The organism is Stenotrophomonas sp. YJH_SMC_79, assembly GCF_059367995.1.
Map to the genome: position 1 here is coordinate 421,344 of NZ_JCAFRK010000003.1, position 13,049 is coordinate 434,392.

Here is a 13,049-nt window from a genome sequence, read left to right on the forward strand (position 1 = left end):
GGACCCGACCGGTTCTCCGGAAGGGGCGACAGCGGGAATCGGTGGCCACGCCCTCGGGGCCGGGCAGGGCATCGGGCGGATTATCGCCAAAACCGGACGGCGGTGAAGTGAAGTGGGTCGCCCTGCAGGCAAAAAAAAACCTGCCGCAGGCGGCGGCAGGTTTCTTCAAGCGCAGCGTTGGGCTCAGCGCTTCATCGAACCGAAGAACTCGTCGTTGGACTTGGTGTTCTTCATCTTGTCCAGCAGGAACTCCATCGCGGCCATTTCATCCATCGGATGCAGCAGCTTGCGCAGGATCCAGATCTTCTGCAGCAGTTCCGGTTCGATCAGCAGGTCTTCGCGGCGGGTGCCCGAACGGTTGATGTCGATGGCCGGGAACACGCGCTTTTCAGCGATACGGCGGCTCAGGTGCACTTCGCTGTTGCCGGTGCCCTTGAACTCTTCGTAGATCACCTCGTCCATCTTCGAGCCGGTGTCGACCAGCGCGGTGGCGATGATGGTCAGGCTGCCGCCTTCTTCCACGTTGCGCGCGGCACCGAAGAAGCGCTTCGGGCGGTGCAGGGCGTTGGCGTCCACGCCACCGGTCAGCACCTTGCCCGAGCTCGGCACCACGTTGTTGTAGGCGCGGGCCAGGCGGGTGATCGAATCGAGCAGGATCACCACGTCCTTCTTGTGCTCGACCAGGCGCTTGGCGCGCTCGATGACCATTTCGGCCACCTGCACGTGGCGCGCGGCCGGCTCGTCGAAGGTCGAGCTGATGACCTCGCCGCGCACGGTGCGCTGCATTTCGGTCACTTCTTCCGGGCGCTCGTCGATCAGCAGCACGATCAGGTGCACGTCCGGGTGGTTGGTGGTGATGGCCGTGGCGACCTGCTGCATCATCATGGTCTTGCCGGCCTTCGGCTGCGACACGATGAGCGAGCGCTGGCCCTTGCCCTGCGGGGCCATCAGGTCGAGGATGCGGCCGGTGATGTCTTCCGACGAACCGTTGCCACGCTCCAGGGTGAAGCGGCGGCGCGGGAACAGGGCGGTGAGGTTCTCGAACAGCACCTTGTTCTTCGACGCTTCGATCGGCTCACCGTTGATGGTGTCGACGATGTTCAGCGCGAAGTAGCGCTCGCCGTCCTTCGGGAAGCGGATGCGGCCGGAGATGTGGTCGCCGGTGCGCAGGTTGAAGCGGCGGATCTGGCTGGGCGAGATGTAGGTGTCGTCCGGGCCGGCCAGGTAGCTGGCTTCGGCCGCGCGCAGGAAGCCGAAGCCGTCCGGCAGGATTTCCAGCACACCGTCGGCGGCGACGCCGTCACCGTGGCGGGTCAGCACCTTCAGCAGGGCGAAGATCACATCCTGCTTGCGGGCGCGGGCCACGCCTTCGGAGATCTGCAGCTGCTCGGCGATCTCCAGCAGCTTCTGCGCCGGCATGCGCTTGAGGTCGCTCAGCGAATAGACCGGGAAGCCTTCCGGAACGTTGGCATGCGGGCGCGGCACGAAGGGCTGCTGCTCGCCGCCGTCGTTGGGCATGCCGTCGTCGCGGAAGCGGTTGTTGTTGTTGCGGTCGCGGTCGCGGTCGCGGCGGTTGCGGAAGCGGTCACGGCGGTTGCCCTGGCCTTGCCCCTGGCCCTGCTGGCCGTTCTGGTTGTACGGGTTCTGGCCCTGGTTCTGGCCACCCCCCTGGTGGTTCTGCTGCCGCGGCTGGCCGGATTCGCGACCCTCACCACCTTCGCCACCGCCACTGCTGGCAGGGGCCTCGGCGGCGGGCGCGCTCGGTGCGGGGGCGGGGGCCGGGGCCTCGGGCGCGGCGGCCAGCGGCAGGGTCGGCTGCGCCGGAGCGGCGCTGGTTTCGGCGGCTGCCGGGGCGGCCGCCTTGCTCACGCGGGGCTTGCGCACGCGCTTTTCGGCGGGCGCATCGGCGCTGCCGGTTTCGGAAGTGTTATCGGACAAGAGCGTTATTCCTCGCTTGAAGGTGCGAGCGCCCGGCTGGGGCGGCGAACGTTGGGAATGGGTCTGGAAGAAACTGCGTCCAGAGGGTGCGGCACGCGAACGCGGCCGGATGTGCCGACACTATCATCGGCCTGCGGCGCCGTGCAAGGGCCGCCGGGAACAGCATTCATCATGGACGCGGGGCGCCCGCCGGCAGCCGCGGGCGGCGGCTGCCGGAAAACAGCAGGATCAGGCCAGGGCCTTGTCCAGCAGGCCGGCCAGCTGGGCCTTGCCCACCGCACCGATCTGCTCGCCGACCTTCTCGCCGTCCTTGAACACGACCAGGTACGGGATCGAACGCACGTGGTACTTGGCGGCCAGCGCACGGTTGTGGTCGACGTTGACCTTGGCGATCTTGGCGCGGCCCTGGTAGGCGTCGGCCAGTTCGTCCAGCGCCGGGGCGATCATCTTGCACGGGCCACACCATTCGGCCCAGAAATCGACCAGCACCGGTTCCTTGGAATTCAGCACTGCGCTATCAAAGTCGGCGTCGCCGACATGTACAACCTTGTCGCTCATCTTGGTTTCTCGTCTTGGATTGCACCCGGCCATGCCGGAGGTGGGTGAACTGGGCCATGCCCGGTGGCGCGACCCTCGTCGTTGCCTCGCGGCGCACTGCCGCGGTGCGTTCGGCGGGATGCCTGGACGCTCACGGCCGGCAGTGTACCCCTATCGCAGGGCGGGGACAGGCGCCGGCTGGAACCCAGCGTATCGTGATCGCTTCGAAGCTCGGTATGTGTCGGATTTCACTGTCTTCCCGAAGATGGGGGTGGCAGCGGGCGACACCAGCGGGCCCGGCCGGGTCGTTCAAGTCCCGTGTGGCTGGATGAAGATCGAGCGTCTCTTAGGTTCCTGAGACAGGGCATTCCGGTTTGCTGGCCCGAGTGCGTTAAACTGGGCCATTGTGCGGCGCGCGGACCGGGTGGTCCCAGCCGGCCAACCCGCCGCAGGGGCCGCAGTTTGCGACGGTGCCCCTAGACGATGAAGTGCCAGCCGCCCCACGGGCCGGCGGCCATACCAAGACGGACTCATGAGCGACAAACCGCTGACCGATTTGACCTTCTCCTCCTTCGAGCTGCATCCGGCCCTGCAGGCCGGCCTTGAAGGAGCCGGATTCACCCGCTGCACCCCGATCCAGGCGCTGACCCTGCCGGTCGCGCTGCCCGGCGGTGATGTTGCCGGCCAGGCCCAGACCGGTACCGGCAAGACCCTGGCCTTCCTGGTTGCTGTCGTGAACCGCCTGCTGACGCGTCCGGCGCTGGCCGACCGCAAGCCGGAAGATCCGCGCGCCCTGATCCTCGCCCCGACCCGCGAACTGGCCATCCAGATCCACAAGGATGCGGTGAAGTTCGGTTCCGACCTGGGCCTGCGCTTCGCCCTGGTCTACGGCGGCGTGGATTACGACAAGCAGCGCGAACTGCTGCAGCAGGGCGTGGACGTGATCATCGCCACCCCGGGCCGCCTGATCGATTACGTCAAGCAGCACAAGGTGGTCTCGCTGCACGCCTGCGAGATCTGCGTGCTGGACGAAGCCGACCGCATGTTCGACCTGGGCTTCATCAAGGACATCCGCTTCCTGCTGCGCCGCATGCCGGAGCGCACCACCCGCCAGACCCTGCTGTTCAGTGCCACCCTCAGCCATCGCGTGCTGGAGCTGGCCTACGAGCACATGAACGAGCCGCAGAAGCTGGTGGTCGAAGCCGAGACCATCACCGCTGCCCGCGTGCGCCAGCGCATCTACTTCCCGGCCGACGACGAGAAGATCCCGCTGCTGCTGGGCCTGCTGTCGCGCAGCGAAGGCGCGCGCACCATGGTCTTCGTCAATACCAAGGTGTTCGTCGAGCGCGTCGCCCGTTCGCTGGAGAAGGCCGGCTACCGTGTCGGCGTGCTGTCCGGCGATGTGCCGCAGAAGAAGCGCGAGAGCCTGCTCAACCGCTTCCAGAAGGGCCAGCTGGAAATCCTGGTGGCCACCGACGTGGCTGCGCGCGGCCTGCACATCGACGGCATCAAGTACGTCTACAACTACGACCTGCCGTTCGATGCCGAAGACTACGTGCACCGCATCGGTCGCACCGCGCGCCTGGGTGAAGAGGGCGACGCGATCAGCTTCGCCTGCGAGCGCTACGCCATGGGCCTGCCGGACATCGAGGCCTACATCGAGCAGAAGATTCCGTCCGAGCCGGTCACCAAGGAACTGCTGACGCCGCTGCCGCGCCCGGAACGCCCGGCACCGGCTGCAGGCGAGGAAGGCGAGGACAACGAAAGCGTCGGCCAGATCTTCCGCGAAGCGCGCGAAGCCCGTGCCGCCGAGGAAGAGCGTCGGGGCGGTGGCCGTAGTGGCGGCCGTTCCGGCGGTGGTGGTGGCCGTGGTGGCCGTGACGGTGAGCGCAGCGGCGAACGCCGTTCGCGTGGCCCGCGCAAGCCGCGCGTGGAAGGCGAGCAGGGCGCTGCCGCCCCGGCCGCCGGCGCCGAAGGCGCCACCGCCCAGGCTCCGCGCCCGCCGCGCCCGCCGCGTGCCGAAGGCGCACCGGAAGGTGCGGTGGACGGCGAGCACAAGCCGCGCAAGCGCCGTCGTCGTCGCCACGGCCGTCCGGTCGAGGGTGCCGAGGGCGTGCAGGCCAATGCCGGCAATGGCGCCAGCCCGGTCACCCCGGTGCAGGTGGTGGCCAAGCCGGTGCGTACCGCCGCAGATACCGGCGATTCGTTCCTGACCCGCATCGGCCGCAAGATCCGCCGGATGCTGTCGGGCAACTAAGCCGGCGGCACCCGACCGTTGGTCGGGTGGCCTTGAGGTGTGCCGACCAACGGTCGGCACCCACCAGGCCGGACGGTTTTCGCCGGGCATGGCCCGGCGCTACCGATCCGTCGCGCCGGTCCTGCATAATCAGGGCATGAGTGTCCTGCGCTTCGACAATGTCAGCAAACAGTACGCCGGTGGCCACGAGGCGCTGACCGATGTCAGCTTCGAGGTCGCGCCGGGCGAAATGCTGTTCGTCACCGGCCATTCCGGTGCGGGCAAAAGCACCCTGCTCAAGTTGATCCACCTGGACGAGCGGCCCAGCCGTGGCGCGGTGGTGTTCGACGAGCGCAACCTGCTGAAGGTGCGTGGGGGCGACATTCCCCGCCACCGCCGCGCGGTCGGTGCGGTCTACCAGGACCACCGACTGCTGATGGACCGCTCGATCGCCGAGAACGTGGCGCTGCCGCTGATCCTGCGCGGCACCCGCCGTGGCGACATCGGCAAGCGCGTGCGCTCGGTGCTGGAACGGATGGGCCTGGGCCATCGCGAGAAGGCACTGCCCTCGCAGCTGTCCGCCGGCGAGCAGCAGCGCGTCGGCATCGCCCGCGCCATCGTCGGCGAACCCAAGCTGCTGGTGGCCGACGAGCCGACCGGCAACCTCGACCCGACCCTGGCGGCGGAGATCATGGCCCTGTTTGCCGAGCTGCCCTCGCGCGGCACCAGCGTGCTGGTGGTCAGCCACGACCTGCCGCTGCTGCGCCGCATGCGCAAGCGCGTGCTGATCCTCGACCACGGCCGGCTGGTGGATGACATCTCGCCGCAGGACCTGGCGGAGTAACGCATGGCGAAGAACGAAAACAGCGAAGCCGCCGCCCCCTCGCGCGTGGGCGTCTGGTTCCAGCACCACGCGCACAGCGTGGTGTTCAGCCTCGGCCGTGCCTTCCGCAAGCCGTGGGCGACCCTGCTGACGGTGATGGTCATGGCGCTGGCGCTGGCCCTGCCGCTGGGCCTGTCGATCGCGCTGGACAACCTCAAGCAGTTCGCCGGCAGCGTGCAGCAGTCGCGCGACATCAACGTGTTCCTGAAGGGCAATGTCGATGGCCCCGGCGCGCTGCGCCTGGCCGGCCAGCTGCGCGACCGCGATGACGTGGCCGAAGTGAACGTGCGCACGCCCGAACAGGGCCTGCAGGAACTGCGCGATGCCGGCCTTGGTGAGGCGATCGACGCACTCAATGACAACCCGCTGCCCTCGCTGCTGGTGATCACCCCCGGCCAGGGCAAGGACGATGCACGCCTGGCACGCGCGCTGGAGAGCCTGCCCGAGGCCGACCTGGTGCAGCACGATGCACTGTGGCGCCAGCGCCTGGATGCCTGGCTGGCGTTCGGTGCACGGCTGGTGCAGGTGCTGTCGGTGCTGCTCGGCGTCGGTGCCGCGCTGGTGGTCGGCAACACCGTGCGCCTGGACATCCAGGCCCGCCGCGAAGAGATCGGCGTGCTGCAGCTGCTCGGCGCCAGTGATGGCTTCATCCGCCGCCCGTTCCTGTACCTGGGCGCGTGGTACGGCCTGGGGGCCGGTGCGGTGGCGCTGGCCCTGATCGGTGCCGCCGGTGCCGCGCTGCGCGTGCCGCTGGCCGAACTCTCCCGCAGCTATGGCAGCCCGTTCGTGCTGCACGGTCTGGACCTGCTGCATGGCGGACTGGTCCTGCTCGGCACGCTGCTGCTCGGCTGGCTGGGCGCGTGGCTGGTGACCGGCCACTTCCTGCGCCAGACCCGCCCGACCGACACCTGAGACCGGCATGCAACCGCAAGCGCTGAAGCACCTTGATGGGCCCGCCACGCGGGTGATGGTGGTCGATGGCTCGAAGCTGGTGCGCAAGCTGATCGCCGATGTCCTGAAGCGCGACCTGCCGGGCGTGGAGGTGATCGGCTGCGACAGCATCGAGGATGCGCAGCAGGCGCTGGCGCAGGGCCCGGTGGATCTGGTGACCACCTCGCTGACCCTGCGCGATGGCGACGGCCTGGCACTGGCACGGATGGTGCGCGAAGCGGCCGGACAGGCCTACGTGCCGGTCATCGTGGTATCCGGCGATGCCCAGCAGCATCTGGAACAGCGCCGCTTCACCGAGTGCGTCACCGACTATTTCGACAAGGCGCTGGGCCACGAGGCGCTTGCGACCTTCATTCGCGGCTACGTGCAGCCACAGACCATTCCCGGCGCGACCATCCTCTACATCGAGGACAGCCGCGTGGTGGCCGAGGCCACCAAGCGCATGCTGGAACGCCAGCAGTTGAATGTGCTGCACGTGGTCAGCGCCGAAGAGGCGTTCACCCTGCTCACCGCCGAGTCGCTGGGCCGCAGCCGCCACCGCATCGACCTGGTGCTGACCGACGTCACCCTGAAGGGCGAGCTGAGCGGCCGCGACGTGGTGCAGCGCGTGCGCGTGGACTTCGGCTACGGCAAGCGCCGCCTGCCGGTGCTGGTGATGACCGGCGATGGCAACCCGCACAACCAGACCGGGCTGCTGCAGTCCGGTGCCAACGACCTGGTGCTGAAGCCGATCGAAGAACGGCTGCTGGTCACCAAGGTGCTGTTCCAGCTGCGTCTGGCCCGGTTGAACGATGGACCCCTGATTCGATGAAGTGGCGCAATGATTGATGAAGTAGCGGACACCCCGACGATCCAGCTGGAACCGAGCTGGAAGCAGCATGTCGGCGATTACCTGTTGCAGCCGCAGATGCGCGAGCTGTCCAGCTTCCTGCGCCAGCGCAAGGCCGGTGGCGCGGCGGTGTTCCCGCCGGGCCCGCAGATCTTCTCCGCGTTCGATGCCACGCCGTTCGAGCAGGTGAAGGTGGTGATCCTCGGCCAGGACCCGTACCACGGCCGCGGCCAGGCGCATGGCCTGAGTTTCTCGGTGGCGCCGGGCGTACCTGTGCCACCGTCGCTGCTGAACATCTACAAGGAGATCGAGAGCGATCTCGGTCTCCCGCGCCCGGACCACGGCTGCCTGATTCCGTGGGCACAACGTGGCGTGCTGCTGCTCAATGCCGTGCTGACCGTGGAAGAGGGCAAGGCCGGTGCGCACCAGGGCCGTGGCTGGGAGGGCTTCACCGACCACGTGGTGGACGTGCTCAACCGCGAACGCGAAGGCCTGGTGTTCATGCTCTGGGGGGCCTATGCGCAGCAGAAGGGCAAGGTCATCGATACCCGTCGCCATCGCGTGCTGAAGTCGCCGCACCCGTCACCGTTGTCGGCCCACCGTGGTTTCCTTGGGTGCCGCCATTTCTCGATGGCCAACGAGTACCTGCAGCGTCGCGGCCAGGCCCCGATCGACTGGTCGCTGCCACCGCGTTCGGCGCTCTGAGCGGGCCGGGCAGGGGCCCGACGCCGCCAGTGATGGATCAGTGGCCCGCTGCTGGCGCGAGATCCGCGCGCCGGTAGTAGGCACGCGCGCCTTCGGCGATCACGCTCAACGCCTGCACGGTGCCATCGCCGCCGCGATGGAACAGCAGTTCCGCCCCCGCACTGCCTGCCAGGAAGCGGACGGGCGTCAGCGCCTGCAGCGCGACCGGTGCATCACGCCCGGGCAGGCGCAACTGCAGTCCAGCATCGACCGCCTGCACGTCCAGGGTAGTGACGTCGAACCAATCGGCCAGGCCACTGCGCAGGTCCATGGGCAGGGTGTCATCGAGTACGAAGCGGCCGCTGAAGCGCGGATAGCCATCCACCAGCAATGCGGGATCCAGCGTGCGGATGACCGGCTTGGCGTTGTGGCCGAGTGCATCGGACAGGGCATTGCGGATCTCCCCACGCAGTGCGGGGCCGTTGTCGCCATTGGTCAGGATGACGAATCCATCGCCGCTCTCCGGGTAGCCTTCGATGCCGGCGTGATAGCTGTCATTGCTGCCATTGTGGAAGAAGCGGCGACCGGCACCGGTGCCGGCCAGCTCCGGTCCCAGGCCACGACCGGCCGGCGCCACTTCGCTGACCATCTGCAGGGCCAATGGCTGCGGCAGCCATCCATCCTCCGTGCGGATGCTGCGCAGCAGGGCCGCGACGAACAGGCCCATGTCGTTGGCGCTGGTCCACAGCCCGGATGCCGCCTGTTCCGGAAAGCTCTGCCAGCCGCGTGGCAGGGCCTCCGGCAGGCCCTTGTTGTCGTGCGCATGGGCAACGTTGCCGTAGCTGGAAGGCAAGGGGTTCTGGTACGTGCTGCGGGACATGCCCAGTGGCGCGAACACCTCGCGACGTGCGACGTCGGCGAATGCTCTGCCGGTCAGGTCTTCGATCGCCAGCTGCACCACCGTGTAGCCGCCACCGGAATAGTCGACCTGCTGGCCGGGTGCGTGGATCAGGCGTATCGGTTCATTCTTTGCAGGCGCCAGTCCATCCAGTGTCTGCAGCAAGGTCGGCAAGCGTTCGGCGGGCTGGTAGTCCTGGAAGCCATGCACATTGAAGCCGGCGGTGTGCGAGAGCAGCATGCGCAGGGTGATCGGCGGGTGCAGTCCCTGCGCATCGGCAGGTACATGCCAGCGGCGCAGGCGGGGATCGATGTTCTCCTCCAGCGAGACCTTGCCGGCAGCAACCAGCTTCAGGGTGGTCGCCGCAGCGCCCATCTTGCTGACCGAGCCCACCGAGAACACGGTGTCGGCATCCACCGCGTCGCGCGTGCCCGCCTGGCGCAGGCCGTATCCGGCGGCGTACACCACCCGTCCATCGCGGATCACCGCAACGGCGGCACCCGGCACCTTGTAATGGGCAAGGCGTTCCTCGATCGACCATCGCGGCAGCGCCGCGCCCAGCGGGGCCGCGCCGGGGCGCAGGCCATGGGCCATTGCCTGGGCAAAACGCGCAGCGTCTCCAGCGCCGGCGTCGGTGGCCATCACACGGAACGGGGTCAGGCAGACCAGCAGCGAACACAGCAACAGGCGGTTCATCATCGACATCCTTGCAGGAGTGGAAGAGGGTTGGAATCGGCGCAGGCGTTGCCGCGCACGCCTGCCGCGTCCGGTCGTTGCGGGTGGAACGGGTCAGCGCCGCAGTGCAGGAGGCGATGCGGCGGCGACGTCAGCGTCGTTCGCGGCGGGCGCCCTGCGCCAGCAGGTAGTCGCGCACGGCGGTAGTGCCGGCCTGGTTCAGCGGTGTCCGCCAACGCCCCAGCCAGCCATCGGCTTCCACGCCCAGGTTGATGTCGGCGCCGTGCGCAAGCAGGTACTGCACGGTGACCAGGTGGCCTTCGCGCGAGGCATTGATCAGCGGTGTCTCGTCATAGGTGACGACCCGGTTGACGTCGGCACCGGCCTGCACCAGCTGCTCGACGATGGGTTGCAGGCCCAGGGCGGAGGCAACGATCAACGGATTGCCTTCGCCCAGTGCGGCGCGATCAGGGTCGGCCCCCAGCTGCAGCAGGGCGTTGACCATCGCCGGATCGCGTGCGCGGATGGCCTGGATCAGCGCCGTGCCATCGCCGAGCACGCGCGCATCGAGATCGACGCCCGCTGTCGCCAACGCGCGGACCTGCACGAGGTCATGCGTGCTGGCAGCGCGCAGAAGATCGTGGATGCGCGTTTCGGAGGACGCGGGCGCCGACGGTGGCGCCAGCCGTGGTGAGACGGCCACCGCGGTGGCCGTGCAGCCCAGCAGAAGCGTCAGCCCCAGCATCAGCAGGCTGCGGCGCCGCGGTGCCGGTGGTGCAGTCTCGACGAGCTGGTCGATGCGCTGTGCCAACTGGCTGCGCGCGCCGAACATGCCCAGCGCCAGCGTCGGCGCCTCCTCGCGCAGGGCCTGCAGCTGCTCGACACTGGCCAGCAGCGAACCTGCATAGTCCAGGGGTTCGCGTGCCTGCAGCGCGGCACGTGCATCGCAGGCCATTTCGCGCAGTACCGCCAGGCGTACCTGGGCAACGTGCAGGAGCGGATTCCACCAGAACAGTGCTGTTCCCGCCCGCAGCAGCGTGCTTGTCCACAGGTCGCGTCGCTGCAGGTGTGCAACCTCGTGGCGGACGATGTCGCGCAGCACGCTGTTGTCCAGGCGGGTCAGCAGCGGGCGCGGCAGCAGGATCGTGGGGCGCCACAGGCCGACGACCATCGGCCCGTCGACGGCGCAGGTGGCGATCGTCACGTGGGCGGGCACGATGTCGGCCAGGACCGCGCGCAGTCCGTCGGTTGCCGGTTGCGCCAACCGCCGCAGCCGGCGTGCGTGCAGCATCGCGTCCAGCAGGCGCATGCCCAGCCACAGGGTGCCAAGCAGCCACAGCATTGCAAGCAGTGTCGGCAGGGTCTTCGGCAGCTCAACATAGTAGATGCCGGGCTGTCGTCCGGCTTCGAAGATGGCTTCTTCCGCCGTTGCCCCTTCGCCGGGCATGGGGTGGAACGCGGCTGCGGGCGGTGCCGGTGCGGGCAGGGTGGTCGACCATCCCGGCAGGAAGGCGCTGAGCGGTAGCAGCAGGGCAACTGCCATCGCGGCGGTCAGCAGCCAGGAACGTTGTTCGGCACTGAGGGCCCGCCGCCGTGCGAGCCACAGCGCGGGCAGCAGCACAACTGCAGACAACAGCAACTGTCGAACGCCCAGTGCCATCGCCAGGTCGATGAGGTTCATTCCTTCCTCCCGGCCCTGGCATCGCTGATGCGCTGCTGCAGTGCCTGCAGTTCGTTGCGGTCGATTTCGCGTTCGTCCACCAGGTGCTGCGCAAGCACGTTCGGCGAGCCCTCGAAGAACTGATGCAGCAGATGGTCGAGCGCTTGCCGGCGGGCCTGCTCGCGGCTGAGCGTGGCGTGATAGATGTAGGCGCGACCTTCCTGGCGATGACTGACAAAGCCCTTCCTCGCCAGCACGTTGAACATGGTCAGCACTGTGGTGTACGCGACCGGTTTGTGTTCGCCGAGTACATCGGCCACTTCGCGCACGGACGCTTCGCCCTTGTCCCAGAGGATGTCCAGGATGGCCTGCTCGGCCGGGGTGGGAGTCTGGGAGACGGGGCGGGCCATGCGCATCTACGTATGAATTAGTTGATGCATCGGAGCATGCGGTTGCAGGGCTGTCAACGGGTTTTTTAGTAGTAAAGCATCGGGCCTGCGGCGCTCGGGCCTGAACACTTGGCAACATCCCTTGCCCTGAATGGGGCTCCGGGCCTACCCGTTCAGCTCCGCTTGACCGGAATCGGCCGGATTTCAGTGCGTAATTGATTGAATTCCAAGGGATTGTGAATCCCGAAAAGCGTGCTCGCCACTGTCATCAAATCGCGCTACGGTAGGGCTCTGTTTGGGACCAGTGTTGCATCAATAGGATGCTGGAACTTTTTCCTCCTTTAGCAGTCCAAATCCCGGACTGCTAAGATGGGTGCCTATGAGCCAGAACACCTCTACTGCCCTTGTGGCAAACAATCTCCCGATTCCCAGTGCGCTCGGTTCGCTGGACGCCTACATCGGTGCCGTGCACCAGATCCCGGTGCTGTCGGTCGATGACGAACAGGACCTGGCCCGTCGCTTCCGCGACGGCAACGATCTGGACGCCGCCCGCGAGCTGGTGCATTCGCACCTGCGCTTCGTGGTGCACGTGGCCCGCGGTTACAACGGCTACGGCCTTGCGCTGGGTGACCTGATCCAGGAAGGCAACATCGGCCTGATGAAGGCGGTCAAGCGCTTCGACCCCGAAATGGGCGTGCGCCTGGTGTCCTTCGCCGTGCACTGGATCCGTGCCGAGATGCACGAGTTCATCCTGAAGAACTGGCGCATCGTGAAGGTCGCCACCACCAAGGCGCAGCGCAAGCTGTTCTTCAACCTGCGCAAGTCGAAGACGCGCCTGGGCTGGATGAACGCGGCCGAAGTCAGCGCGGTGGCCAAGGACCTGAACGTGTCCGAGCGCGAGGTCATGGAAATGGAGTCGCGCCTGTCCGGTCGCGATATCGGTTTCGATGCGCCGACCGACGAGGACAACGAGCATGCGCCGCCGTCGCCGGCTGCGTTCCTGGTCGCCAACGACGAAGATCCGTCGATGGCCTACGAACGTGCCGACAGCGAAGACAACCAGATGCAGCTGCTGCGCGAAGGCCTGGCCGAGCTGGATGCCCGTTCGCGCGACATCATCCGTCGCCGCTGGCTGGATGCCGACAGCAAGGTGACGCTGCAGGAGCTGGCTGACGAGTACGGCGTGTCGGCCGAACGCATCCGCCAGGTGGAAGCGAACGCGCTGAAGAAGATGAAGGCGCTGTTCACCGCGTAAGGCGGGGTGGCGTCGCAATTGTGAAAGGCCCGGCAGCAGTGCCGGGCCTTCTTCGTTTGCGGGGCTTAGCCACGCATGGCGTGGTTCTACTCTGACGCCAGAGCGGTGATTGTG

At 67.5% G+C, this 13,049-nt stretch carries 11 protein-coding genes; 6 read left to right on the top strand and 5 right to left on the bottom strand.

What is annotated here, in order from left to right:
- Nucleotides 1-183: 183 nt before the first annotated feature.
- Together rho and trxA are read right to left on the bottom strand one after the other, a co-directional pair.
- A complete protein-coding gene (rho, locus tag AC5P57_RS12980) occupies nucleotides 184-1,938 on the bottom strand; it encodes a transcription termination factor Rho (RefSeq protein ID WP_262235415.1) in 1,755 nt (584 codons plus the stop codon).
- Nucleotides 1,939-2,166: 228 nt separating this feature from the next.
- On the bottom strand, nucleotides 2,167-2,496 hold the full coding sequence (trxA, locus tag AC5P57_RS12985; RefSeq protein WP_005411275.1) for a thioredoxin: 330 nt from the start codon (nucleotides 2,494-2,496) through the stop codon (nucleotides 2,167-2,169).
- Between the two features lie 511 nt (nucleotides 2,497-3,007).
- Here trxA and rhlB point away from each other — a divergent pair.
- The 5 genes from rhlB (at nucleotide 3,008) to ung (ending at nucleotide 8,079) form a co-directional block, all read left to right on the top strand.
- Nucleotides 3,008-4,732 (top strand): ATP-dependent RNA helicase RhlB, encoded by a 1,725-nt coding sequence (rhlB, locus tag AC5P57_RS12990; protein WP_099555244.1) that lies wholly within the window; start codon nucleotides 3,008-3,010, stop codon nucleotides 4,730-4,732.
- 136 nt (nucleotides 4,733-4,868) lie between these two features.
- Entirely contained in the window at nucleotides 4,869-5,555 is a 687-nt protein-coding gene (ftsE, locus tag AC5P57_RS12995) for a cell division ATP-binding protein FtsE (RefSeq protein ID WP_111112972.1), read from the top strand.
- A gap of 3 nt (nucleotides 5,556-5,558) precedes the next feature.
- The gene (gene ftsX, locus AC5P57_RS13000) at nucleotides 5,559-6,506 is read left to right on the top strand and encodes a permease-like cell division protein FtsX (protein ID WP_099555248.1); all 948 of its coding nucleotides are present in this window, start codon (nucleotides 5,559-5,561) and stop codon (nucleotides 6,504-6,506) included.
- 7 nt (nucleotides 6,507-6,513) lie between these two features.
- Nucleotides 6,514-7,356 carry a response regulator gene (locus AC5P57_RS13005; RefSeq protein ID WP_262235414.1) on the top strand — a complete coding sequence of 281 codons (843 nt, stop codon included), beginning with the start codon at nucleotides 6,514-6,516 and terminating at the stop codon, nucleotides 7,354-7,356.
- 9 nt (nucleotides 7,357-7,365) lie between these two features.
- Nucleotides 7,366-8,079 (top strand): uracil-DNA glycosylase, encoded by a 714-nt coding sequence (ung, locus tag AC5P57_RS13010; RefSeq protein WP_262235413.1) that lies wholly within the window; start codon nucleotides 7,366-7,368, stop codon nucleotides 8,077-8,079.
- Between the two features lie 37 nt (nucleotides 8,080-8,116).
- Here ung and AC5P57_RS13015 read toward each other — a convergent pair whose 3' ends face one another.
- From AC5P57_RS13015 to AC5P57_RS13025, 3 genes are all read right to left on the bottom strand, one after another.
- Nucleotides 8,117-9,652, bottom strand: a complete 1,536-nt coding sequence (locus tag AC5P57_RS13015; RefSeq protein WP_262235412.1) for a serine hydrolase domain-containing protein — start codon at nucleotides 9,650-9,652, stop codon at nucleotides 8,117-8,119.
- A 130-nt stretch (nucleotides 9,653-9,782) separates the two neighbouring features.
- Nucleotides 9,783-11,312 (bottom strand): M56 family metallopeptidase, encoded by a 1,530-nt coding sequence (locus AC5P57_RS13020; RefSeq protein ID WP_262235411.1) that lies wholly within the window; start codon nucleotides 11,310-11,312, stop codon nucleotides 9,783-9,785.
- The gene (locus tag AC5P57_RS13025; protein ID WP_099604047.1) at nucleotides 11,309-11,701 is read right to left on the bottom strand and encodes a BlaI/MecI/CopY family transcriptional regulator; all 393 of its coding nucleotides are present in this window, start codon (nucleotides 11,699-11,701) and stop codon (nucleotides 11,309-11,311) included. Before AC5P57_RS13025 ends, AC5P57_RS13020 begins: the two co-directional genes overlap by 4 nt.
- A 358-nt stretch (nucleotides 11,702-12,059) precedes the next feature.
- Here AC5P57_RS13025 and rpoH point away from each other — a divergent pair, with 358 nt between their 5' ends.
- A complete protein-coding gene (gene rpoH, locus AC5P57_RS13030) occupies nucleotides 12,060-12,935 on the top strand; it encodes an RNA polymerase sigma factor RpoH (protein ID WP_049428989.1) in 876 nt (291 codons plus the stop codon).
- Nucleotides 12,936-13,049: the final 114 nt, after the last annotated feature.

What these genes read in the sequence shown, in the direction of transcription:
- rhlB (WP_099555244.1), top strand. Translation starts at nt 3,008, where the DNA reads ATGAGCGACAAACCGCTGACCGATTTGACCTTCTCCTCCTTCGAGCTG.
- ftsX (WP_099555248.1), top strand. Translation starts at nt 5,559, where the DNA reads ATGGCGAAGAACGAAAACAGCGAAGCCGCCGCCCCCTCGCGCGTGGGC.
- rpoH (WP_049428989.1), top strand. Translation starts at nt 12,060, where the DNA reads ATGAGCCAGAACACCTCTACTGCCCTTGTGGCAAACAATCTCCCGATT.
- AC5P57_RS13025 (WP_099604047.1), bottom strand. Translation starts at nt 11,701, where the DNA reads ATGGCCCGCCCCGTCTCCCAGACTCCCACCCCGGCCGAGCAGGCCATC.
- AC5P57_RS13020 (WP_262235411.1), bottom strand. Translation starts at nt 11,312, where the DNA reads ATGAACCTCATCGACCTGGCGATGGCACTGGGCGTTCGACAGTTGCTG.
- ftsE (WP_111112972.1), top strand. Translation starts at nt 4,869, where the DNA reads ATGAGTGTCCTGCGCTTCGACAATGTCAGCAAACAGTACGCCGGTGGC.
- AC5P57_RS13015 (WP_262235412.1), bottom strand. Translation starts at nt 9,652, where the DNA reads ATGAACCGCCTGTTGCTGTGTTCGCTGCTGGTCTGCCTGACCCCGTTC.
- ung (WP_262235413.1), top strand. Translation starts at nt 7,366, where the DNA reads ATGATTGATGAAGTAGCGGACACCCCGACGATCCAGCTGGAACCGAGC.
- trxA (WP_005411275.1), bottom strand. Translation starts at nt 2,496, where the DNA reads ATGAGCGACAAGGTTGTACATGTCGGCGACGCCGACTTTGATAGCGCA.
- AC5P57_RS13005 (WP_262235414.1), top strand. Translation starts at nt 6,514, where the DNA reads ATGCAACCGCAAGCGCTGAAGCACCTTGATGGGCCCGCCACGCGGGTG.